Genomic DNA, 22467 nt, shown 5'->3' with positions numbered 1-22467 from the left:
CTTCAGCGCAGGCGCACGCGGCCGCCGTCCTCGAGCGCACGGTCGGGGTGCACCACGACCTGCTCGCCCTCGGCCAGGCCACCCGTGATTTCGGTGAAGCCGCCGCCCTGCAGGCCGGTCTCCACCGGCGCGCGTTCGACCCGGTCGCCCTGCACGCGGAACACCGCCCAGCCGCCCTGGTCGTCGCGGAACAGCGCGCTGCCGGGCACGCGCAGCACGCCGTCGCGCCGCGCCAGCTCGAAACGGGCGTTCACCCGGTAGGCATCGCCCAGCCTCAGCCAGTGCTCGCGTTCGCTGGTGATCTCGACGATCACCCATACGCGCTGCTCCTCGACGCCCAGCGCCGAGACCTTGGTGAAGCCGGCCGGCTCGACCCGGCGCACGCGACCGAGCAGCGGCTCGGGGTCGCCCCAGCGGTGCAGCTGCACCGGCATGCCGTCGCGCAGGCGCACGGCGTCGGCCGAGAGGACGTCCACCTCGACCTCCATCGCCGCCGGGTCGCCGATCTCCAGCAGGGGCTCGCCGGCGACCACCGGGCGGCTGCTTTCGAAGTGGCGGCGCAGCACCACGCCGGCCACCGGCGCCTGCAGCTCCATCGCCGGTTCGTCGCTGCGGGCGCGGCTGCCCAGGGCCAGGGCGGCGCCCGCCGCCTCGAGCTCGTGCGCGGCGGTGGCGCGCCGGAAGCGGGCGCTGGCGGCTTCGCGCACCGCCCGCTCGTGCTGGGTGCGGGCGCGGTCGGCGGCGTCGCGGGCCACCAGCTCGCGCTGCGCCAGTGATTCGGCCCGTTCGAGGTCGAGCGCGGCCTGCTCGGCCGCGGCCAGCGCCGACTGCAGGTCTTCGCTGGCGCCGCGCAGGCGGCTTTCGGCGGCCTCGGCGCGGGCCTGGGCCTCGGCCCGGGAGCGGGGGTCGAGCGCGGGCGCCGGCAGCGGGTCGAGCACCACCAGCACCTGGTCCACTTGCACCGGGTCACCGACCTCGAGCTGCTGGCGACGCGCCTGCGCGGTGATCGGCGCGGTGATCAGGTAGCGGTCCACCAGGCGCGTGCGACCCTCCGCCTCGACGCTGTCGACCACGGTGCCGCGTTCGACCGGCACCGCGTCCACCGGCACCGGCACCGGGCGCAGCGCCAGCCAGGCCAGCGCGGCCAGCACCAGGACGATCAGGCTGTAGCGGAGGATGCGGGCTCGGGTCATGGTTCAGTCCTTGGTCTTGAGTACCGCAATCAGGTCCAGCCCGTCCACCCGGCGCCGCACCGCCAGCACCGAGGCGGCGGTGGCCGCCAGCACCACCAGGCCGGCGGTGCCCAGGCCGGCGGGCGAGAGCGCGAGTGGAATGCGGTAGAGCTCGGATTCGAAGCCCCACACCAGCAGGCCGCAGAGGGCATAGCCGAGCGCGAAGCCGGGCAGCAGCGCCAAGCCGGCGAGGGTGAACAGCTCGCCGGAGACCAGGGCCCGGACCTCGGCGCGGGTGTAGCCGAGCACGCGCAGGCTGGCCAGCTCGCGGCTGCGTTCGGACAGCGAGATGCGCGCGCTGTTGTAGACCACGCCGATGGCGATGGCAGCGGCCATGGCGGTGGCGATCAGGGTGAAGGTGAGCACCACCTCGGCCATGGTGTCGCGGAAGCCTTCGATCATGGCCGCGCGGTCGGTAGCGGCGGCGACGCCGGGGCGGGCCCGCAGCGCCCGGATCACCTGCTCGCGGGCGCCGGGCTCGAGCCGCAGCCAAGCGCCGGAAAGGCTGTCCTGTTCGCCGCGCAGCCGCTGCAGGGCCGACAGTTCGAGGTAGGCGCCGACGCCCAGGTACTCGTGCGACAGCGAGCGCACCGTCAGCGAGACGGTTTCGCGGCGGCCGTCGAGGAACTCCATTTCGACGGCATCACCCGGCTGCAGTGCCAGCATGCCGGCCAGGTAGTCGGTGAGCACCAGGCCGTCGGCGGGCAGCGGCAGCGGCGCCAGCGAAGGTCCCAGCAGGCGGCGCAGGTCGCCCCGTGCCGGCAGGCCCAGCACGGCGAGGCGGTGCTCGCGGTGGCCGTTGCGCAGCACCACCGGCGCCTGCCGGAACGGCTCGACCGCGGCGACGCCGGGCAGGGCGGCCAGTTCGAGCGCGGCGCGCGCCGGGCGCGGTTCGACGAAGGTGACGGCCAGGTCGTCGCGCTGGGCGAATCCCAGCTGCAGCTCGATCATCTGGTCGATGGCCGTCTCCGAGAAGCGCGACATGAGCAGGATGCCGCAGGCCAGGCCGATGCCGAACACAGTGAGGCTCGTGCGCAGCGGGCGGCGAACCAGCGTGCGCAGGACCATGCGCGCCGCGGGATCGACCAGGTGCTGCACCAGCGGGCCCTCGAGCCGGCCGCGGCGGAACACCGGCGGCGCCTCGGGGCGCATGCCCTCGGCCGGCGAGAGCGCGAAGGCGCGGTGCAGGCCGGTGGCGGTGCCCAGCGCCGCCACCGCCGCGGCGAAGGCAACGGCCAGGGCCAGCACGCCGGCGTCGAGGCTCCAGTCCAGGGACGGGAAGCGGAAGAAGTCGGCGTACAGGTCGGCCATGCCGCGGCCCAGCCAGGCGCCGACGAGCACGCCCGGCACCAGGCCGGCGCCCACCATCAGCCCCACCAGCGCCGCATAGTGCCGGCCCACTTCCCAGCGGCTGTAGCCGAAGGCCTTGAGCACGGCGATCTGCTCGCGCTGGGTGTTCACCAGCCGGCCGATGACGATGTTCAGCAGGAAGGCGGCCACGGCCAGGAACACCGTCGAGAACATCCGCACCATCACCCGCAGCTGCACCAGTTCCTCGTCGAGGAAGCGATGCGAGGTCTGCAGCTCGCGCCCGTGCGCGCCCAGGCCGCCGTAGGGCGCCAGCAGCGCGTCCAGCGCATCGATGACGTCGGCTTCGCGGGCGCCGCGGCGCAAGGCCAGCACCACGTCGTTGAAGGCGCCGTCGAGGTCGAGCGCGGCCGCCAGCGGCTCGCGCTGCATCCACAGCACGCCGTAGCGGCGATAGTCCGGGAAGGCATCGCCGGGGCGGATCTGGTAGACGAACTCCGGCGACAGGCCGATGCCGGCCACCTGCAGCACCTGCCGGCGCCCGTTGATGATCGCCGCCAGCGAGTCGCCGGGCCGCAGCCCGTGCGCCTCGGCGAAGGCCTCGCCGAGGACCACTTCGTTGGCGCGCAGCGGGTCGGGCAGGCGGCCGGCGCGCAGGAAGAGCGCGTTCAGCCCGCCCTGCCCGGGGTCGGGCAGCGATACGATCAGGCCATTGGCGGCATCGTCGAAACCTTCGATCTCGAGGTTTACGTTGGCCAGCACGCGGCCCTCGGCGGCCTGCACGCCCTCGAGCCCGCGCAGTTCCTCCAGCAGTGGCCAGGGCGCGCGCACCACCGGCGCGAACACGTCGGCGAAGCGGTAGCCGGCATAGAAGCGTTCACGGGTGTCGTGCAGGGCGCGGTACGCCGTGAGCGACATCACCACGGTGGCGATGCCGGCCACCAGCACCAGGGCGATGGCGATGGTCTGCCCGCGCAGCTGGCGCAGTTCGCGCCACAGCTTGCGGTCGAGCGCCTTCACCAGCTCAGCTCCGAGGGCTCGGCGCGGTGGGCGTTGCGATGCTCGCCGGCGATGCGGCCGTCGCTGAGCTGGATGACGCGGTCGGCCATGTTCGCGATCACCGCGTTGTGGGTGATGATCACGGTCAGCGCGCCGGTCTCGCGGTGCGTGCGCGCCAGCGCCTCGAGCACGGTGATGCCGGTCTTCGAGTCGAGCGCGCCGGTGGGTTCGTCGCAGAGCATCACCGCCGGCCGCTTGGCGATGGCGCGGGCGATGGCGACGCGCTGCTGCTCGCCGCCGGAGAGCTGGGACGGGAAGTGGTCCATGCGTCCTTCCAGCCCGACCATCGCCAGCGCGACCTCCGGCGTCATCGGCTCGGCCGCGATCTCGGTCACCAGGGCGACGTTCTCGCGCGCGGTGAGGCTGGGGATGAGGTTGTAGAACTGGAAGACGAAGCCCACGTGCTCGCGCCGGAAGCGCGTGAGCGCGGCCTCGCCGGCGCCGGTGAGTGGGTGGCCCTGGCAGATCACCTCGCCGGCGCTGGGTGCGTCCAGGCCGCCGAGGATGTTGAGCAGGGTGGACTTGCCGCTGCCCGAGGCGCCGAGCAGCACCACGAACTCGCCCGGCCACAGGTCCAGGTCGATGCCGCGCAGGGCCGCGACCTCGACCTCGCCCATGCGATAGGTCTTGGCCAGACCGCGCGCCCGGAACACCGGTTCGCGGTTTCCGGGGGCCTCGTCCCTGGCCACGGGCTCAGAGCCGGGCGGCGGCGAAGGTGTCGCAGCGGCCGGCGTCGCCGCTCTCGAAGCCGATCCGGAACCAGCGCACGCGCTGCTCGGCGCTGCCGTGGGTGAAGGAGTCGGGCACCACCTGGCCCTGCGACTGCCGCTGCAGGGTGTCGTCGCCGATGGCGGTGGCGGTGTTGAGCGCTTCCTCCAGGTCGCCGGCCTCGAGCCAGGCGTGGCGCCGCTGCGCGTGGTGCGCCCACAGGCCGGCGTAGCAGTCGGCCTGCAGTTCCTGGCGCACCAGTGGGCCGTCCGCGCCCTCGACGTTGCCGCCGCGGCGGCGCACGTCGTTCACCTTCTGGCTGATGCCGGTGAGCGTCTGCACGTGGTGGCCGACTTCGTGCGCGATCACGTAGGCCTCGGCGAAGTCGCCGCCGCCGCCCAGGCGGCGCTCCATCTGCTCGAAGAAGCTCAGGTCGATGTAGACCTGCTTGTCGGCCGGGCAGTAGAACGGGCCCACCGCGGCGCTGGCGCCGCCGCAGGCCGACTGCACCTGGCCGCTGAACAGCACCAGGGTGGCCGGCGTGTAGCGGCTGCCGCTGGCTTCGAACACCGCGCTCCATACGTCCTCGGTCTCGCCGAGGATGGCGGCCACGAACTGCGAGGCTTCGTCGTCCACCGGCGGCGCCTGGGCCGGGCCGCTGGAGCCGGCGGGCATTTGTTGCTGCACCTGGGCCACCATGCCCAGCAGTTCCATCGGGTTCTTGCCCATCAGCAGGCCGATCACCACGACGATGGCCACGCCACCGAGGCCGAGTTTCATTCCGCCGCCGCCGCCACCGCGGCGGTCGTCGACGTTGCTGGAACGACGTGCACTGCGCCATTTCATGGGCCGGACTCCGCGGGGGGACCAAGCCCGATTGTTGCCTAATCGGCCGGCGGGGGCGAGGGGGCGTCTTCGCGCAGCGCGGCGAGGATGCGCTGGCCGGCGCGGCCATCCACGGCCCAGCCCAGCCGGCGCTGCTCGGCGGCGATGGCCTCGCGGCTGAGCCGGCCGATCATGCCGTCCACGGTACCGATGGCATGGCCCCGGGCCAGCAGCAGCGTCTGCAGCTCGCGGCGTTCGGCCCGCGACAGGCCCGGGTCGTCGGTGGGCCAGGCGGCGCGCAGGCCGCCGTCGCCGCGCAGGCGGTCGGCCAGCAGGGCGATGGCCAGGGCGTAACTTTCGGCGGCGTTGTAGCTGTAGATCGCGTCGTAGTTCCTGAACACCAGAAAGGCCGGGCCGTCGCGGCCGGCGGGCAGCAGCAGGGCGGTGTTGCGGTCGTCGGCCGGCAGGGTGCCGCCGTCGGCGCGCCGCAGGCCGCGGGCGCGCCAGTGCGGGAGCGGGCGTCGCTGCGTGCGGCCGCTCACCGGGGCGTCGGAATCCGCGGGCAGCACCACCTCGTAGCCCCAGGGCTGGCCGGTGCGCCAGCCCGCCTTGCGCAGGTAGTGGGCGGTCGAGGCGAGCGCGTCGGGGATCGAACCCACGAGGTCGCGGCGGCCGTCGCCGTCGCCGTCCACGGCGATGCGCGCGTAGGTCGAGGGCATGAACTGGGTGTGGCCGAAGGCGCCGGCCCAGGAGCCCACCAGCCCGTCGGCGCGCAGGTCGCCGGCCTGGATGAGCCTGAGCAGGGCGAACAGCTCGCCGCGGAAGAAGGGCTGGCGGCGTCCGGCGCAGGACAGCGTGGCCAGCGAGCCGAGCAGCGGCTTGCTGCCGAAGGTGCGTCCGTAGTCGCTCTCCACGCCCCAGACCGCGACCACCGTCGCCGGATCGACGCCGTGCGTGCGTTCGATCTGCGCCAGCAGGGCGGCGTGTTCGGCCAGGCGGGCCTGGCCGTCGGCCACGCGCTGCTCGTCGACCAGGCCGGCCAGGTAGTCCCAGATCGGCGTGCGGAACTCGGGCTGGTGGTCGAGCGCTTCGAGCACCGACGGGTCCCAGGCCAGGTCGCGGGTGTTCGCCCGGAACACCTCGGCCGGCACGCCGGCGGCGCGGGCCTGGGGTTCGAGCCGGGCAAGGCAGGCGGCCATGTCGTCGGCGAGGGCGGCGGGGCTGGCCAGGGCCAGCAGCAGGACCTGGAGGGCGAGGGGGCGCATCCCGGCACTTTGCCATCGCCGGACTGAATCGTCGCTGGCGGCAGGCGGTATGCTGCGCCGGACGCAGAGGAAGGGACGCCCATGGAATTGAGCCTGACCATCGCCATCATCATCGTCACCGTGCTGGTGTCGTGGGCTGGCTTCAACAACGACAAGCTGCTGCAGCGGCTGCTGCTGTGGCCGCCGGCGGTGTCGCGTGGCCGCCAGTACGACCGCTTCATCGGCTATGGCCTGGTGCACGGCGACTTCATGCACCTGCTGTTCAACATGTTCACCCTGTACTTCTTCGGCCGGCTGATGGAGCAGTTCTACGGCCAGTACCTCGGGCCGTGGGGGTTCCTGGGCTTCTACGCCTCGGCCCTGGTGGTCTCGGCGCTGCCGAGCTACCTGCGCCACCGGCACGACCCCAACTACGCCACGCTCGGCGCCTCGGGCGCGGTGTCGGCGGTGCTGTTCGCCTTCGTGCTGCTCCAGCCCTGGGCGACGATCTACGTGTACGTGATCCCGGTGCCGGCGATCATCTTCGCCGTGCTCTACACCGGCTATTCGGTGTACATGAACCACCGCAAGGCCGACCAGGTGAACCACAGCGCCCACCTGGCCGGCGCCGCCTACGGCGTGCTGTTCACGGTGCTGATGGAGCCACGCGTGCTCGGGCACTTCATGGCGAGCCTGCTCAGCCCCTGAGCCGCGGCTCGAATGCGGCGTGCGAGAATGCCGCATGACCGACTTCGCCCAGCTTCCCCTTTCGCCGGCCCTGCTCCAGGCCCTGGCCTCGCTCGACTACACCGCCATGACCCCGGTCCAGGCTGCCAGCCTGCCGCCGATGCTGGCCGGCCGCGACGTGACCGCCCAGGCCCGCACCGGCAGCGGCAAGACCGCCGCCTTCGGCCTGGCGCTGCTCTCGCGCGTGGACCCGGCCGCCGCCGGCGTGCAGTCGCTGGTGCTGTGCCCGACCCGGGAGCTGGCCGACCAGGTCGCGCGCGAGCTGCGCCGGCTCGGCCGGCTGATGCCCAACCTGAAGGTCTCGGTGTTCTGCGGCGGCGTGCCGCTGCGCCCGCACCTGGCCTCGCTGGTGCACCCGCCGGCGGTGGTGGTGGGCACGCCCGGGCGCATCCAGGAGCTGATGGACGAGGGCGCGCTCAGACTCGACGCACTGCGCGTGGCCGTGCTCGACGAGGCCGACCGCATGCTCGACATGGGCTTCGCCGACGCCATCGCCGGCATCCTCGGCCAGGCGCCGGCCGACCGCCAGACGCTGCTGTTCTCGGCCACCTTCCCCGAGGGCATCGCGGCCCTGGGCGCGCGCTTCCAGCGCGAGCCCGAGCGCATCGTGGTGGAGGACGAAGCCGCGGCGATCGAGCAGCGCTTCTACGAGGTCGAGCCGCCCCGCAAGGCCGACGCCATCGCGCTGCTGCTCGGCGACCTGGCGCCGCCGTCGGCGCTGGTGTTCTGCAACACCCGCCGCGACGTGCAGCAGCTGTGCGACGCCCTGCAGGACCGGGGGTTCGCCGCGCTGGCCCTGCACGGCGACCTCGACCAGCGCGACCGCGACGAAGTGCTGGTGCGTTTCGCCAACGGCAGCTGCAGCGTGCTGGTGGCCACCGACGTGGCCGCGCGCGGCATCGACATCGCCGGGCTGCCGGTGGTGGTCAGCCATGGCCTGGCCAGCGATGCCGACATCCACACCCATCGCATCGGCCGCACCGGCCGCGCCGGCCAGCCCGGCCTGGCGCTGGCCCTGGTGGCGAACGAGGAGCGGCGCCGGATCATCCCCATCGAGGAGCGCCTGGGGCAGGCGGCGCGGTTCGAGCGCATCGACCTGTCGCGCAAGCCGGCGCGGCCGCGGCCGCCGGCCATGCAGACCCTGGTGATCGATGCCGGGCGCACCGACAAGCTGCGCCCCGGCGACGTGGTGGGTGCGCTGACCGGGCCCGGCGGGCTGGAGGTCGGCGCGATCGGCAAGATCGCCGGTTACCCGACCCGCACCTACGTGGCCATCGAGCGCAGCCAGGCCCAGAAGGCCATGGACAGGCTGCGCACGGGCAAGGTCAAGGGCCGCAGCGTGCGGGTACGGAAGCTGGGCTGACGGCGATGGCGCGGGCGGGCGCGGCTGCGCCCGGCCCAGCGGGTCCCGGTGAGGGTGGCCACGGGCATCAGCGCCGGGGACCCGCCGCGCCTGCAACGGCGGCCGGCTCGCGCAGTTCGCGGCGGCGGCGGATCTCGGCGTCGAGGCGACGGAACTCGGGCGTGCCGATCTCGCCGGCCATCACCAACTCCCAGAGCTGGACGGCCAGCTCGTCGTCGATGACCTGCTTGCGCGGAAAAGGGATAACGATGCCCATGGCTGGCTCCTGGCGGCGGGGGACGTTGGCTTGCAGGCGTAGTGCTGCAGGTTCCGTGCCAGCGCCCGGGCGCGCCCGGCCACCGCGGCGTCCAGCGCGGGCAAAGTGTGAGGCGGTTCACGGATTGCCCCCGGTCGAACCCAAGATGTGCGAACGCCGGCATGCCCGGCACACAAGCGCCGGCTTCGGGCCGGCGGGTGACTTGCCGGCGCCGCCATGCCAGCATGCGCGCCACTTCTGACGCAGCGCGGCACCCCATGCGAGTCAACAAGCACATCGCCGAGACCGGCCACTGCTCCCGCCGCGAGGCCGACCGCCTGGTCGCCGAGGGGCGGGTGAGCGTGAACGGCCAGCGCGCCGGCATCGGCACCCAGGTGGCCGAAGGCGACGTGGTGGAAGTCGATGGCCAGCCCCTGCGCCGTCGCGAGGCCAAACCCGGCGCCCGCCGCCATGTCTACATCGTGCTCAACAAGCCGGTGGGCATCACCTGCACCACCGACACCTCGGTGGCCGGGAACATCGTCGACTTCGTCGGGCACGAGCAGCGCATCTTCCCGATCGGCCGGCTCGACAAGGATTCGGAAGGGCTGATCCTGCTCACCAGCAACGGCGACATCGTCAACCGGATCCTGCGCTCCGAGGAAAAGAAGGAAAAGGAATACCTGGTGGGCGTGAACAAGCCCGTCACCGAGGAGTTCCTGCGCGGCATGGCCCGCGGCGTGCGCATCCACAACCAGATGACCTTGCCCTGCCGCACCCGGCGCATCGCCAAGTTCGGCTTCGGCATCGTGCTCACCCAGGGCCTGAACCGGCAGATCCGCCTGATGGCCGCGGCCTTTGGCTACCGCGTCACCCAGCTGCGGCGCATCCGCATCGCCAACGTGCGCCTGGGCGAGCTCAAGCCCGGCCGCTGGCGCAACCTCACCGAGGCCGAACTGCGCGGGCTGCTGCCGGAACACAGCGACTGGTGAGCCGGGCCTGCTAACCTTCGCGGCCAGCAACCACACCGCGAGTCGTTCCGATGCCACGCCTGCCGCTGTTCGTCCTCCTGCTCCTGATGGCCGGCCTGGCCGGCGCCCAGGTGGCGCCCCTGCCGGCGCCCCGGCCGCTCGACGCGCCGCCGGCCGATGCCGAAGCCGGCGCCAGCGGCATGGCCTTCAAGGTGATCAAGCGCGGTCCCGACGCCTCCGCCTACGTGCGCGACCCGGTGCTCGAGTACCGCATCGACGGCTGGAGCGCCGATGGCCGCACCCGTTTCAACAGCCGCCAGCAGGGCGTGAGCCGCCGCTGGGTCCGCGACCTGGCGCGCGAGCAGCCGGGCCTGGCGCGGGCGCTGCTGACCACGCCGGCGGGCGAGACCCGGCGCTGGTGGATCTCGGCCGCGGCCATGGGGCCGGGTTACCCGGGCATGCCGGCGCTGCCGCATGTCTTCGACGTGACGGTGCTCGGCGGCGACGACCCGACCCGCGCGCCGGCCGACCTGCTGACGCCGCCCGCCGACGCCGTGGCCACCGACAGCGGCCTGGTCTACCGGGTGCTCGCGCGCGGCAAGGGCGGAAACCGCCCGGGCCCGGGCGACATGGTGCTGGTGCACTACACCGGCTGGACCACGGACGGGCGCGTGTTCGACAGCTCGCTCATGCGCGGCCAGCGCGCCTCCTTCCCGCTGTCCCAGGTGGTGTCGGGCTGGCGCGAGGGCGTGCAGCTGATGGCGCGCGGCGATCGTTTCCGGTTCTGGATCCCCGCGGCCCTGGCCTACGGCGAGAACCCGCCTCCGGGCGCGCCGGCGGGCCGGCTGGTGTTCGATGTCACGCTCTACGGGTTCGTCGCGCCGGGCGCGGCGCCCGGCGGCGATGTCGCCTCAGCCGACCCCGAGGCGCTGCCCGCCGACTGAGCCGTCACCGCCCCGCGCCAGCCAGCGCGCCGCGGCGCGCCCGGCCAGCAGGCCGCTGGCGTGGCAGGCGGTGAGCAGGTAACCACCGGTCGGCGCTTCCCAGTCGAGCATCTCGCCGGCGGCGAACAGGCCCGGGTGGTCGCGGACCATCAGGTCGTCGTCGAGTGCCTCCAGCCGCAGGCCGCCGGCGCTGGAGATGGCTTCGGCGATGGGCCGCGCCGCCGTGAGCCGGATCGGCAGGGCCTTGATCGCGGCCGCGAGCCCGGCCGGCTCGCCGTTGAGCACTTCGGCGGGCAGGCATTCGCGCAGCAGCCCGGCCTTGGCGCCCGACAGCCCGGCCTGTCGGCGCAGGTGCTCGCTGAGGCTGCGGCCGTTGCGCGGGCGGGCAAGGTCGCGGGCCAGGCGGGCGACGTCGCGGCCGGGCACCAGGTCGGCCAGCAGCAGGGCCTCGCCGTGCTGCGTGATGCGCTCGCGCAGCGCCGCCGACAGCGCATACACCAGGCTGCCCTCGAGGCCGGTGGCAGTGGCCACGCACTCGCCCTGGCGCCAGCGCAGCGGTGACTCCCAGCCCAGGGCCAGGCGCACCGGCTTGAGCGGGGCGCCGGCGTGCCGGCTGGCGAAGTGCTCGCTCCAGCCGGCGTCGAAGCCGCAGTTGGCCGGCTGCAGCGGCGCGACGTCGAAGCCGGCGTCGGCCAGCATCGGGGCCCAGGCGCCGTCGGAGCCCAGCTGCGGCCAGCTGCCGCCGCCCAGCGCCAGCACCGTCGCGCCGGCGCGGAAGCTGCGAGGGCCCTCGGGCGTATCGAAGCGCAGCGCGCCGCCTTCGCCGAAGCCGGTCCAGCGGTGGCGAAGGTGGAAGCGCACGCCCTGTTCGCGCAGGCGCCGCACCCAGCCGCGCAGCAGGGGCGCGGCCTTGAGGTCGGAGGGAAAGACCCGGCCGGAACTGCCGACGAAGGTCTCGATGCCCAGGCCGCGGGCCCATTGACGAAGGTCGTCGGCGCCGAAGGCCTCGAGCCAGCGGCGCACGCTGGCGCTGCGCCCGCCGTAGCGGCCGACGAAGGATTCGAAACCTTCCGAGTGGGTGAGGTTGAGGCCGCCCTTGCCGGCGATCAGCACCTTGCGGCCCACCGAGCCCATGGCATCGAACAGGTCCACGTCGACGCCTTCGGCGCGGGCGGCTTCGGCGGCCATCAGGCCGGCGGGGCCGCCGCCGACGATGGCGAGGCCGGGCAGGGGAGTCACGTGCATGGGGCGATTATGCTTGGCCTTTGCCCTTCAAGCCGAGACCCGCCGTGCCGTATACCCCAATCGTCGCCACCCTGGGCTATGTGCTCTCGCCCGACCGCCGCCGCTGCCTGATGGTCCACCGCAACGCCCGTCCCGGCGACAACCACCTGGGCAAGTACAACGGCCTGGGCGGCAAGCTCGAGGCCGACGAGGACGTGATGGCGGGAATGCGCCGCGAAATCCACGAAGAAGCGGGCATCGAGTGCGAGTCGCTGCAGCTGCGCGGCACGATCAGCTGGCCCGGCTTCGGCAAGCAGGGCGAGGACTGGCTGGGTTTCATCTTCCTCATCGACCGCTTCCGCGGCGAGCCCCCCGCGAGCAATGCCGAGGGCGACCTGCACTGGGTCGACCTGGACCGGCTGGGGGAGCTGCCGCTGTGGGAAGGCGACCGGCATTTCCTGCCCCTGGTCTTCGATGGCGACCCCCGGCCCTTCCACGGGGTGATGCCCTACCGGCAGGGGCGGATGCTGTCATGGTCCTATTCGCGTTGAATGTCTGCTAACGTGCAGTCATCGTCCGTGAAGCGGTTTCTTTCATGCGTTTGAAACGGCGATGGCCATCCGGATAACCTAATTTTTACGGCCCGGGGCGTATCCTTAACGCGTTCCAAACCGACCCATGGTCCGGCGGAACGCCTGCAAGAGCTTTCCTTCGTGATCGCCTGGCCCTGCTTCCCGGGGCATTCCGTCGCCTGGTCTGGGTGGCGGGACGATCGCGCTGTCCTTTCATCACGCCAAGGAGCGCCGCATGACCGACACCAGCAGCAGCATTTCCGACCTGATCGACATCAGCGAGGATGGCACCGCGTTCTACGAAGAAGCGGCCCAGAAGGTGAAAGACAAAAAGGTCAGCGCCTTGTTCGCGAAACTGGCCAAGGCCAAGTCGGAACTGGCGGCGGAGCTCTCGGGTGAAGTGAAGCCGGCCCCGAAGGCCAAGGCGAAGAAGACCACCGCCAAGAAGCCGGCGAGCGCGCTGGGCGAGCTGAGCAAGGTCTACGCCGGCATGCGCAAGCAGTGGCCGGAGTCGCCGGCCGAGCGCTTCACCCGCATGGCCGAGATCGAAGGCCAGCTGCAGACGACTTTCCAGAAGGTCGTGCTCGACCGCGAGCACAGCTTCGTGGTGCGCGTGCTGGCCAAGCAGTACGTCTCCAAGGCCGAGGTGCTCAACAAGGAGCTGCGCGCCTGCCAGCGCAACGCCTGAGCCCCGCGCCCGGCCCAAAAGAAAACCGCCCGGAGCGATCCGGGCGGTTTTTTTGTGCCACGAAGCGGGGGCTTACTCGTCGCCGATCGCCTCGTCCAGGCCGCGGCGGACCAGCAGCGGGCGGACTTCCGGGTCGCGGCCGCGGAAGTCGCGGAACAGCTGCATGGCGTCCTTGCTGCCGCCCTGCGAGAGCAGGGTGCGGCGGAAGTGGTCGCCGTTCTCGCGCTTGAGGCCGCCGTTCTCCTTGAACCACTCCACCGACTCGGCGTCGAGCACCTCAGACCACAGGTAGGCGTAGTAGCCCGCCGAATAGCCGCCCATGATGTGCGAGAAGTAGGCGCTGCGGTAACGCGGCGGCACCGGCGCGTAGTCCAGGCCGGCCGCCTTGAGCGCCTGCGCCTCGAAGGCCAGGGCGTCGGTGGCCACATTGCCGGCGGTCTGCTGGTGGATGGCCTGGTCGAGCATGGCCGCGGCCAGGTACTCGGTGGTGGCGTGGCCCTGGCCGTACTGCTCGGCCGCCAGCACCTTGTCCAGCAGGGCCTGCGGGATCGGCTCGCCGGTCTGGTGGTGCTTGGCGTAGTTGGCCAGGATCGAGGGCCAGGTGGCCCACATCTCGTTGACCTGCGACGGGTACTCGACGAAGTCGCGCGGCACCGAGGTGCCGGCGAACTGCGGGTACTTCACGTCCGAGAACAGGCCGTGCAGCGCGTGGCCGAACTCGTGGAACATGGTGGTGACCTCGTCGAAGGTCATCAGGGTCGGCTGGCCCTCGGACGGCTTGGGAATGTTCTGGTGGTTGGCCACCACCGGGCGGGTGCCGGTGAGGCCGTTCTGCGGCACGTAGGCGTTCATCCAGGCGCCGCCACGCTTGGTCGGGCGGGCGTAGAAGTCGCCGTAGAACAGGCCCAGCGGGCTGCCGTCGGCCTCGAACACCTCCCAGACGCGCACGTCGGGGTGGTAGACCGGGATGTCCTTGCGCTCCTTGAACTGCAGGCCGAAGAGCTGGCCGGCGGCGTAGAACACGCCCTTCTCGAGCACGTTGTTGATCTCGAAATAGGGGCGCAGCTGCGATTCGTCGAAGGCGTACTTCTGCTGGCGCACCTTCTCGGCATAGAAGGCCCAGTCGGCGGCGCCGAGCTCGAAGCCGCCGCCCTCGGCGTCGATGATCGCCTGCATCTCGGCGGCTTCCTTGCGGGCGTTGGCCACCGCGGCCGGGGCCAGGTCGGAGAGCAGCTTGTTGACGGCCGCCACGGTGCCGGCGGTTTCGTCCTCGAGCACATAGTGGGCGTGGTTGTCGTAACCCAGCAGCCTGGCGCGATCGGCGCGCAGCTGCGCGACCTTGGCGACGATGGCGGTGTTGTCGTACTCGTTGCCGCGCGTGCCGCGCGTCAGCGAGGCTTCCATGATGCGCTGGCGCAGGGCGCGGTTGGTGAGGTTGGTCAGCGGCGGCTGGCCGGAAGTGTTCTGCAGGGCGATCAGCCACTTGCCCTCGTGGCCGGCGGCCTTGGCGGCCTCGGCGGCGGCGGTGACCGCTTCCGCGGGCAGGCCGTCGAGTTCGGCCACGTCCTCGACCAGCACGCCCGAGGTGTTCACTTCCTTGAGCACGTTCTGGCTGAAGGTGGTGGCCAGGCTGGCCAGCTCGGCGTTCATCGCCTTGAGCGTTTCCTTGTCGGCGTCGGACAGGTTGGCGCCGGCGCGCACGAAGTCGATGTAGTAGCGCTCGAGCAGGCGCTTGGACTGGTCGTCCAGGCCCAGGGCGTCACGCTGGTCGTGCAGCGACTTGACGCGGGCGAACAGCGTGCCGTCGAGCAGGATGGCGTCCTGGTGGGCGGCGAACTTCGGCGCCAGCGCCGCCTGCACCTTCTGGATCTCGGGGTTGGTGTGGGCGCCGGCCAGGTTGCCGAACACCGCGGCGGTGCGGTTGAGCAGGGCGCCGGTCTTCTCCATGGCGACGATGGTGTTCTCGAAGGTCGGCGCGTCCGGATTGGCGGCGATCGCGTCGATTTCGGCGCGCTGCTCGGCCATGCCGCGCTCGAGCGCCGGCTGGTAGTGCTCGTTCCTGATCAGGTCGAAGCGCGGCGCCTGGTAGGGCAGGCTGGAAACCGTGAAGAAGGGGTTGGCCGACACCGGCTCGGCGGCCTGGGCGGGGGCGGGCGCGTCTGCGGCATGCAGCAGGCCGGGGGTGGCGGTGGCCAGGGCGGCGGCCAGCGCGAGGGACAGCTTGGACTTCATCGGGATTCCTCGAGGGACGGGTAACCTCCGAAGCGTAACCGATGACCCGCCGGCCCGACCGTGACGAAAGGCATGCGACACCGGGCGGACGTAAAGGCCATGTGAAACCTGCGCCGCGGGCGGGCGCCTTGCGCTAGTCTGGCCGCCCGCCACCGGAGACCGCCATGACCACCGCCTTCGATTTCAAAGCCACCACGCTCGACGGCCAGGAGCGGTCGCTCGACGAACTGCGCGGCAAGGTGCTGCTGGTGGTCAACACCGCCTCCAAGTGCGGCTTCACGCCCCAGTACGAGGGCCTGGAGCAGCTCTGGCGCGACTACCGCGACCGCGGCCTGGTGGTGCTGGGCTTCCCCTGCGACCAGTTCGGGCACCAGGAGCCGGGCGACGCCGAGGAGATCCGCAACTTCTGTTCGCTCACCTACGACGTCAGCTTCCCGATGTACGGCAAGGTCGAGGTCAACGGCGGCAACGCCCACCCGCTGTGGAAGTGGCTCAAGTCGGAAAAGGCCGGGCTGCTGGGCCTGGAGGCGATCAAGTGGAACTTCACCAAGTTCCTGGTCGGCCGCGACGGCAAGGTGCTCAAGCGCTACGCGCCGACGGACAAGCCCGAGTCGATCCGCAAGGACATCGAAAAGGCGCTGTAAGGCCTTACTTCTCGACGAAGGCGCGCTCGAAGACGTACTGGCCGGGCGTGCCGATGCGCGGCGCGGCGTTGAAGCCGCGGGCGTCGAGCAGGGTGCGGAAGTCGGCCAGCATCTGCGGGCTGCCGCAGATCATGGCGCGGTCCTTCTCGCCGTCGAGCGGCTCGATGCCGAGGTCGCGCATCATCTGGCCCGATTCCATCAGGGTCGTCAGCCGGCCCGGGTGGCGGAAGGGCTCGCGGCTGACGGCCGGGTAGTACAGCAGCTTCTGGCTGATCACCTCGCCCAGGTACTCGTGCCGCGGCAGCTCCCGGGTGATGTAGTCGTGGTAGGCCAGGTCGGCCACGTTGCGCACGCCGTGCGTCAGGATGACCCGGTCGAAGCGCTCGTAGGTCTCCGGGTCCTTGATCACGCCCAGGAAGGGCGCCAGGCCCGTGCCGGTGGCCAGCAGGTAGAGGTTGCGGCCCGGGTGCAGGTCGGAGATGAGCAGGGTGCCGGTGGGCTTGCGGCTCACCAGCAGGTCGTCGCCCGGCTGGATGTGCTGCAGGCGCGAGGTGAGCGGGCCGTCGGGCACCTTGATCGAGAAGAATTCCAGGTGCTCTTCCCAGTTGGCGCTGGCGATCGAATAGGCGCGCATCAGCGGCCGGCCGTTGACCTCCAGGCCGATCATCACGAACTGGCCGTTGTCGAAGCGCAGCCCGTCGTCCCGGGTGGTGGTGAAGCTGAAATACGCGTCGGTCCAGTGCCGTACGGTCAGGACCCGCTCGGTGGCGAAGGCGGACATCGGAATCCCGTGGGGAAGTGGGGGATCGGCGGGCGGCGGCGGGCGATCCGGCAGTCCACTATTCTAAAGCATTCGCTTTCCCCGTCGTAAGCGGGTAGGGTGGGCGCACTGCGGTTGCCGGGTAGCCTGGCTGATCGTGGGTACCCAACCTTAATTGTTACAAGGAATGAGATATGTCTGACCGTCAGACCGGCACCGTGAAGTGGTTCAACGACGCCAAGGGCTTTGGTTTCATCACCCCCGAGAACGGCGAGGACGTGTTCGTCCACTTCCGTTCCATCCAGGGCACCGGCTTCAAGTCCCTGCAGGAAGGCCAGAAGGTCACCTTCAAGCTCGTCAAGGGCCAGAAGGGCATGCAGGCGGACGAAGTGCAGCCGCTGTAAGGCGCCTTCCCGCGGCATATCGGGGCCCCGGTCGGCGACGACCGGGGCCTCGCTTTTGAGGGCGGCAAATTTGCGCCCGCGGGGGCCATGGCCTAGCCTATGCCCCCGATTGTTCTCCGCCGCCGGGTTCCCGGCCGGCTCTCCCCCTCGTTCCCCAAGGATCCTCAATGCAGATCGCCGAGCGCACCGTCGCGACCTTCCACTACACCCTCACCGATGACGCCGGCAAGGTGATCGATTCGTCCGCCGGTGCCCAGCCGCTGGCCTACCTGCATGGCGCCGGCAACATCGTCCCGGGCCTGGAGAAGGCGCTCGAGGGCCGCAGCGCCGGCGACAAGTTCGACGTGGTCGTCTCGCCCGAGGAGGGCTATGGCACCCCGAACGAGATGCTGATCCAGACCGTGCCGCGCGAGGCCTTCCAGGGCGTGGACGAACTCGAGGTGGGCATGGCCTTCCAGGCGCAGACCCCGCAGGGCGCGATCTCGGTGGTCATCGCCAAGATCGAGGACGGCATGGTCACCGTCGACGGCAACCACCCGCTGGCCGGCCAGAACCTGCACTTCGCCATCGAGGTGGTGGAAGTGCGCGACGCCAGCGTCGAGGAACTGGCCCACGGCCACGTGCACGGCGCCGGCGGCCACCACCACTGACATGGCCACGCCCGGCAAGCTCATCGACGACGACGCCGGGCTCAAGGCCCTGCTCCTGCGGGCACGGCGCATCGCCGTGCTCGGCATCAAAACCGAGGCCCAGCGCGGCCAGCCGTCCATCGACGTGCCGCGCTACATGGAGCGCGCCGGCTACGAGATCGTGCCGGTGCCGGTGTACTACCCCGAGGTCGAGCGCATCCTCGGCCAGCCGGTGTATCGCCGGCTGGCCGACATTCCCGGCGACATCGACCTGGTGAACGTCTTCCGGCGCCCGAAGGACCTGGCGCCGCACCTGGACGACATCCTGGCCAAGCGCCCGCCGGCCGTCTGGCTGCAGCTGGGCATCCGCGACGACGCCTTCGCGGCGGCACTGCTGGCCGCCGGCATCGACGTGGTGCAGGACCGCTGCATCCTGGTCGACCACCAGCGCCTGCTCGGCCTGGACTGAGTCCGGCCTCAGCCGTCCCGCCGGGGCAGGAACGGCGCCAGGTGCTGGCGCCAGAAGCCCGCCGGCACCGAGCCGGCCTCCATCACGCCGTATTCCTCCGGCCAGCTGCCGTCGCGGGGCAGCCGGAAGGTGCCCATCAGCATGTCCACCAGCGGCAGGTGGATGGCGTAGTTGGCGTCGGTGTAGTCGGCGCGGCGCGCGTGGTGCCAGTGGTGGTAGCGCGGCAGCACCAGCACGTACTCGAGCCAGCCGAAGCGCAGGCCGAGGTTGGCGTGCGCCAGCACCGCCTGCAGGCCCACCAGGATCACGTAGGCGTTGACCACGCCCGGCGAGAAGCCCAGCAGCACCAGCGGCAGCAGCACCAGCCCGCGGGTGAGCAGGATCTCGAGCAGGTGCATGCGCGAGCCGGCCAGCCAGTCCAGGTGCCGGCTGCTGTGGTGCACCGCGTGCACGCGCCAGAGCCAGGCCTGGCGGTGGTAGGTCCGATGCGCGAGCGCCTGGGCGAGGTCGGCGCACAGTACCGCCAGCAGGAACTGCAGCCAGGCCGGCAGCGACTGGATCGCCGCCGACAGCGCCGGGAAGGCCACCAGGGCCGCCACCCCGCTGGTCCAGGCCGTGACCATGAGCAGGATGAACTGCACGCCGACGTGGCTGGCGAAGAAGTAGGCCAGGTCGGTGCGCCACTCGGGCCGCAGCGGCAAAAGCGGCACGCGTCCGAGCAGGCGCTCGATCGGCACGAACACCAGGGCCGAGAAGAACAGCGACACCACGAACCAGTCCAGGCCCAGCGACCAGGGGGTCTGGCCGATGCTGCCCAGCTCGATGTGCACGCCTCCCAGCAGCACCGCCAGCGTGGCGGCGCCGACGCCGGTCAGTGCCACCCGGCGGTCGCGCCCCCGCAGGATGGCCAGCGTGCCCAGCGCGAAGGCGGACACCAGCCCGCCCAGCAGCAGGCTGCGGGCGAACCCCTCGGTATAAACCTGCCGGAAGGCCTGGCTGGTGAGCAGTTCGGGGAAATGGAAACACAGCACGCCTGCCAGGCAGGACAGCCCCAGCAGGGCGGAGATGTGCGCGGTCCAGGAGCGGGCGTGGGCCATGGCCGCCACCTTCGCGCCCGAGCCGCCCCGGCGCAAGCCGGCCCGAGCGGTTAGAATGTGCGACCCCCCGCGCAGATGGCTTCCGTGTCCCAGCTTCCCCCCGATATCAGCATCCGCTACGAAGATCGCCCCGGTTACCTGCATGCGCTGGTCACCGGCCCCCGGGACAGCCGGGCCATCTCCATCGCCTACTGGTCCGAAGTCGCGGCGGAATGCCGGCGCCGCAAGGCCGCCAAGCTGATGGTGGTCGAGAAGCTCGGCGAATTCGAGGGCGAGCGCGACATCGAGATGACCATCGACGTCCTGTTCTCCCTGGGCCTGGACAAGCTGCAGGTGGCCTTCGTGGTCGGCCGGGTCGAGCTGATGGGCCACGTCGAGCACGGCGAGATCCTGGCGCGCGAGCGCGGCGCCGTCGGGCGGGTGTTCATTTCCGAGGCGATGGCCGACCACTGGCTAAAGCACGGCAGCGCCTGAAGCCGCCGGCGGCCCCCCGCCCGCGATAGAATGGCCGCATGTCCCTGATCACCCTGCAAGGCGTCGACTACGGCGTCGGCGGACCGCTGCTGCTCGAAGCCGTGAACCTCACGATCGAGCCGAACGAGCGCGTCTGCATCGTCGGCCGCAACGGCGCCGGAAAATCCACCCTGCTGCGCCTGCTGGCCGGCCAGATCGTGCCCGACGACGGCGTGCTGCGCCGCGATGGCCGCGTGGCCGGCCTGGCGCAAGAGGTGCCCCAGGGCGTGGCGGGAACCGTCTTCGACGTGGTGGCCATGGGGCTGGGCGGGCTGGGCGCCGACCTGGCGCGCTACCACCACCTGCTGCATGACGGCGCCGACATCGACATGGACGAGCTCGGCGAGGTGCAGGCGCGCATCGACGCCGGCAACGGCTGGCAGATCGAGCAGCGCGTCGAGCAGGTGATCAGCAAGCTCGACCTGCCCGAGGACGCCGATTTCGCCGCGCTTTCGGGCGGCCTCAAGCGCCGCGTGCTGCTGGCCCAGGCCCTGGTCGCGGCGCCCGACGTGCTCCTGCTCGACGAACCCACCAACCATCTGGACATCGAATCGATCGCCTGGCTCGAGGAGTTCCTGAAGAACTTCGCCGGCTCGGTGGTCTTCGTCACCCACGACCGCCAGTTCCTGCGCAACCTGGCCACCCGCATCGTCGAGATCGACCGCGGCCAGGTGAGCAGCTGGCCCGGCGACTACGCCAACTACCTGCGCCGGCGCGAGGAACGGCTGCACGCCGAGGCCCAGGCCAATGCGCTGTTCGACAAGAAGCTGGCGCAGGAAGAGGTCTGGATCCGCCAGGGCATCAAGGCCCGCCGGACCCGCAACGAGGGCCGGGTGACGGCGCTCAAGGCCATGCGCCGCGAGCGCGCCGAGCGACGCGAGCAGCAGGGCAACGTGCGCATGGCGGCGGCCGCCGCCGACAAGTCCGGCAAGCGCGTGTTCGAGGCCCGTGGCGTGGACTTCGCCTTCGGGGACAAGGTGATCGTTCGCGGGCTCGACACCGTCATCCAGCGCGGCGACAAGGTCGGCCTGATCGGCCCCAACGGCTCGGGCAAGACCACCCTGCTCAAGCTCCTGCTCGGCCAGCTGCAGCCCACCGCCGGCGAGATCCGCGTGGGCACCAACCTCGAGATCGCGTTCTTCGACCAGCTGCGCGGCGCCCTGCGCGAGGACTGGAACGCGCTCGACAACGTCTCCGAGGGCCGCGAGTTCATCGAGATCAACGGCGCCCGCAAGCACGTGATGGGCTACCTGCAGGACTTCCTGTTCAGCCCCGAGCGCGCGCTTTCGCCCATCACCAAGCTCTCCGGCGGCGAGCGCAACCGGCTGCTGCTGGCCAAGCTGTTCGCGCGGCCTTCGAACGTGCTGGTGATGGACGAACCGACCAACGACCTCGACGTCGAGACGCTGGAGCTGCTCGAGGAGCTGCTGATCGACTACCCGGGCACGCTGATCCTGGTCTCGCACGACCGCGAGTTCATCGACAACGTGGTCACCAGCTCGCTGGTGATGGAAGGCAATGGCCGGGTCGGCGACTACGTCGGCGGCTACAGCGACTGGCTGCGCCAGCGGCCGATGTCGGCCCGCATCGCCGCCGCGCAGGCCGCCGAGGCGGGCAGGGCGGCCGCGCGCCCGGCGACGACGCCCGCGGCGGTGGCGAAACCGGCCCCCGCGCCCGCGCCCGCGCCATCGGCCGCGGCTGCCACGCCCAGGCGCAAGCTCAGTTACAAGGACCAGCGCGAGCTCGACGAGTTGCCCGTCCGCATCGAGCGGCTGGAGGCCGAGCTCGCCGAAGCCACCACCGCGGTCCAGGACCCGGGCCTGTACCAGCAGGGCCCCGACGCCGTCGCCGCCGCCAATGCCCGGCTGTCGGCGCTGCAGGCCGATCTAGAGCAGGCCTACGCCCGCTGGTCCGAGCTCGAATAGGCAAGACCCCGCGCGATTCTGCTAGCTTCCCGGGGGCCGCCACCGTTGCGGCCGACACAACACCAGGGGATCCAAGCATGTTCAACGCCCGTTTCCTGCGCCAGCTCGGCGCCGTACTCCTCCTTGCCGGCCTTTCGACCGCCGTGGTCGCCAAGGAAGACATCAAGGCTTCGTCGGCCACCAATCCCGCGCCGTCCGAGGCCTTGTCCGGCTTCGACCGCTTCGAGGTGGCGAAGATCACCATGGGCGCGCCCTGGGCCGGCCAGAGGCCCAACGAGGCTGCCCTGGTGAACCTGCAGGCGAACCTCGACGAGCGCATCGGGCCGTGGCTGGCCGAGGTCAATGCCCGCCCGGCGGCGAACGAGCCCGAGCGGGTGCTGAGGATCGAGCCCTACGTGGCCGGCATCCGCTACATCTCGGGCGGCAAGCGGGTTTTCGCCGGCGCCTTCGCCGGCAAGTCGCGCGTCCTGCTCCGGGTGCGGCTGGTCGATGCCGCCAGTGGCGAGCTCGTTGCCGAACCCGAGTTCTACCAGCACGCCGCCGGCATGGCCGGCGCCTACAGCTTCGGCGGCGCCGACAAGGCCATGCTCGAGCGGGTGACCGGCCTGGTCGTCGAGTACCTGCGCGGCAACTGGGACAGCGCCGTGGGCGGCCCGACCGGCGGCGAGTGAGAC

General features: G+C 71.4%; 23 protein-coding genes. 13 read left to right on the top strand and 10 right to left on the bottom strand.

Annotation, left to right across the window (positions count from 1 at the left end; translation table 11 throughout):
• Positions 1-2 precede the first annotated feature (2 nt).
• The 5 genes from C6N40_RS03985 to C6N40_RS03965 are packed head-to-tail and all read right to left on the bottom strand — an operon-like array spanning position 3 to position 6397.
• Entirely contained in the window at positions 3-1193 is a 1191-nt protein-coding gene (locus C6N40_RS03985; protein ID WP_106989693.1) for an efflux RND transporter periplasmic adaptor subunit, read from the bottom strand.
• Positions 1194-1196: 3 nt separating this feature from the next.
• Positions 1197-3560: an ABC transporter permease gene (locus tag C6N40_RS03980; RefSeq protein WP_106989692.1), complete on the bottom strand. Its 2364-nt coding sequence runs from the start codon at positions 3558-3560 to the stop codon at positions 1197-1199.
• Positions 3557-4288 carry an ABC transporter ATP-binding protein gene (locus C6N40_RS03975; RefSeq protein ID WP_240183442.1) on the bottom strand — a complete coding sequence of 244 codons (732 nt, stop codon included), beginning with the start codon at positions 4286-4288 and terminating at the stop codon, positions 3557-3559. The genes C6N40_RS03980 and C6N40_RS03975 overlap by 4 nt, the downstream gene beginning before the upstream one ends.
• A 4-nt stretch (positions 4289-4292) precedes the next feature.
• Positions 4293-5153: a KPN_02809 family neutral zinc metallopeptidase gene (gene ypfJ, locus C6N40_RS03970; RefSeq protein ID WP_106989691.1), complete on the bottom strand. Its 861-nt coding sequence runs from the start codon at positions 5151-5153 to the stop codon at positions 4293-4295.
• 38 nt (positions 5154-5191) lie between these two features.
• Positions 5192-6397, bottom strand: a complete 1206-nt coding sequence (locus C6N40_RS03965) for a lytic murein transglycosylase (RefSeq protein WP_106989690.1) — start codon at positions 6395-6397, stop codon at positions 5192-5194.
• A gap of 87 nt (positions 6398-6484) precedes the next feature.
• On the opposite strand from C6N40_RS03965, the gene C6N40_RS03960 reads away from it, so the two are divergent.
• Both C6N40_RS03960 and dbpA read left to right on the top strand, forming a co-directional pair.
• Positions 6485-7084, top strand: a complete 600-nt coding sequence (locus tag C6N40_RS03960) for a rhomboid family intramembrane serine protease (RefSeq protein WP_106989752.1) — start codon at positions 6485-6487, stop codon at positions 7082-7084.
• A gap of 34 nt (positions 7085-7118) precedes the next feature.
• Positions 7119-8486: an ATP-dependent RNA helicase DbpA gene (gene dbpA / locus C6N40_RS03955; protein WP_106989689.1), complete on the top strand. Its 1368-nt coding sequence runs from the start codon at positions 7119-7121 to the stop codon at positions 8484-8486.
• Between the two features lie 67 nt (positions 8487-8553).
• Here the strand turns inward: dbpA and C6N40_RS03950 are convergent, their stop codons facing one another.
• Positions 8554-8742: a hypothetical protein gene (locus C6N40_RS03950; RefSeq protein ID WP_106989688.1), complete on the bottom strand. Its 189-nt coding sequence runs from the start codon at positions 8740-8742 to the stop codon at positions 8554-8556.
• Positions 8743-8999: 257 nt separating this feature from the next.
• Here C6N40_RS03950 and C6N40_RS03945 point away from each other — a divergent pair, with 257 nt between their 5' ends.
• Together C6N40_RS03945 and C6N40_RS03940 are read left to right on the top strand one after the other, a co-directional pair.
• Complete coding sequence (locus C6N40_RS03945; protein ID WP_106989687.1) at positions 9000-9713, top strand: pseudouridine synthase; 714 nt, start codon at positions 9000-9002, stop codon at positions 9711-9713.
• 50 nt (positions 9714-9763) lie between these two features.
• Positions 9764-10636, top strand: coding sequence for an FKBP-type peptidyl-prolyl cis-trans isomerase (locus C6N40_RS03940; protein ID WP_106989686.1), 873 nt, complete (start codon positions 9764-9766; stop codon positions 10634-10636).
• Here C6N40_RS03940 and C6N40_RS03935 read toward each other — a convergent pair.
• Positions 10604-11881: a TIGR03862 family flavoprotein gene (locus C6N40_RS03935; RefSeq protein WP_106989685.1), complete on the bottom strand. Its 1278-nt coding sequence runs from the start codon at positions 11879-11881 to the stop codon at positions 10604-10606. The two genes, C6N40_RS03940 and C6N40_RS03935, sit on opposite strands and share 33 nt — an antisense overlap.
• 44 nt (positions 11882-11925) lie before the next feature.
• On the opposite strand from C6N40_RS03935, the gene C6N40_RS03930 reads away from it, so the two are divergent.
• Positions 11926-12411, top strand: coding sequence for an NUDIX hydrolase (locus tag C6N40_RS03930; protein WP_106989684.1), 486 nt, complete (start codon positions 11926-11928; stop codon positions 12409-12411).
• 256 nt (positions 12412-12667) lie between these two features.
• Complete coding sequence (locus C6N40_RS03925; RefSeq protein ID WP_106989683.1) at positions 12668-13120, top strand: PA2169 family four-helix-bundle protein; 453 nt, start codon at positions 12668-12670, stop codon at positions 13118-13120.
• Positions 13121-13192: 72 nt separating this feature from the next.
• Here the strand turns inward: C6N40_RS03925 and C6N40_RS03920 are convergent, their stop codons facing one another.
• Positions 13193-15352 carry a M3 family metallopeptidase gene (locus C6N40_RS03920; RefSeq protein WP_106989682.1) on the bottom strand — a complete coding sequence of 720 codons (2160 nt, stop codon included), beginning with the start codon at positions 15350-15352 and terminating at the stop codon, positions 13193-13195.
• Between the two features lie 164 nt (positions 15353-15516).
• On the opposite strand from C6N40_RS03920, the gene C6N40_RS03915 reads away from it, so the two are divergent.
• Positions 15517-15996, top strand: a complete 480-nt coding sequence (locus C6N40_RS03915; protein ID WP_106989681.1) for a glutathione peroxidase — start codon at positions 15517-15519, stop codon at positions 15994-15996.
• Positions 15997-16000: 4 nt separating this feature from the next.
• Here C6N40_RS03915 and C6N40_RS03910 read toward each other — a convergent pair whose 3' ends face one another.
• A complete protein-coding gene (locus tag C6N40_RS03910) occupies positions 16001-16777 on the bottom strand; it encodes a ferredoxin--NADP reductase (RefSeq protein ID WP_106989680.1) in 777 nt (258 codons plus the stop codon).
• Between the two features lie 173 nt (positions 16778-16950).
• Between C6N40_RS03910 and C6N40_RS03905 the strand changes: the two genes are divergently transcribed.
• From C6N40_RS03905 to C6N40_RS03895, 3 genes are all read left to right on the top strand, one after another.
• Positions 16951-17160 (top strand): cold-shock protein, encoded by a 210-nt coding sequence (locus C6N40_RS03905; protein ID WP_106989679.1) that lies wholly within the window; start codon positions 16951-16953, stop codon positions 17158-17160.
• 167 nt (positions 17161-17327) lie between these two features.
• On the top strand, positions 17328-17810 hold the full coding sequence (slyD, locus tag C6N40_RS03900; RefSeq protein ID WP_106989678.1) for a peptidylprolyl isomerase: 483 nt from the start codon (positions 17328-17330) through the stop codon (positions 17808-17810).
• 1 nt (position 17811) lies between these two features.
• Positions 17812-18258, top strand: a complete 447-nt coding sequence (locus tag C6N40_RS03895) for a CoA-binding protein (RefSeq protein WP_106989677.1) — start codon at positions 17812-17814, stop codon at positions 18256-18258.
• An 8-nt stretch (positions 18259-18266) separates the two neighbouring features.
• Here C6N40_RS03895 and C6N40_RS14525 read toward each other — a convergent pair whose 3' ends face one another.
• The gene (locus C6N40_RS14525) at positions 18267-19355 is read right to left on the bottom strand and encodes a sterol desaturase family protein (RefSeq protein WP_106989751.1); all 1089 of its coding nucleotides are present in this window, start codon (positions 19353-19355) and stop codon (positions 18267-18269) included.
• Positions 19356-19439: 84 nt separating this feature from the next.
• Between C6N40_RS14525 and C6N40_RS03885 the strand changes: the two genes are divergently transcribed.
• From C6N40_RS03885 to C6N40_RS03875, 3 genes are all read left to right on the top strand, one after another.
• Entirely contained in the window at positions 19440-19829 is a 390-nt protein-coding gene (locus C6N40_RS03885; protein WP_162782065.1) for a hypothetical protein, read from the top strand.
• 38 nt (positions 19830-19867) lie between these two features.
• A complete protein-coding gene (locus C6N40_RS03880) occupies positions 19868-21793 on the top strand; it encodes an ATP-binding cassette domain-containing protein (RefSeq protein WP_106989675.1) in 1926 nt (641 codons plus the stop codon).
• Between the two features lie 77 nt (positions 21794-21870).
• Positions 21871-22464 (top strand): hypothetical protein, encoded by a 594-nt coding sequence (locus tag C6N40_RS03875; protein ID WP_106989674.1) that lies wholly within the window; start codon positions 21871-21873, stop codon positions 22462-22464.
• Positions 22465-22467: the final 3 nt, after the last annotated feature.

It is taken from the genome of Arenimonas caeni (assembly GCF_003024235.1).
GTDB classification, from domain to species: Bacteria; Pseudomonadota; Gammaproteobacteria; order Xanthomonadales; family Xanthomonadaceae; genus Arenimonas; species Arenimonas caeni.
Note: the sequence above shows the minus strand (reverse complement) of the source record. Positions and strands in the feature narration are given on the sequence as shown.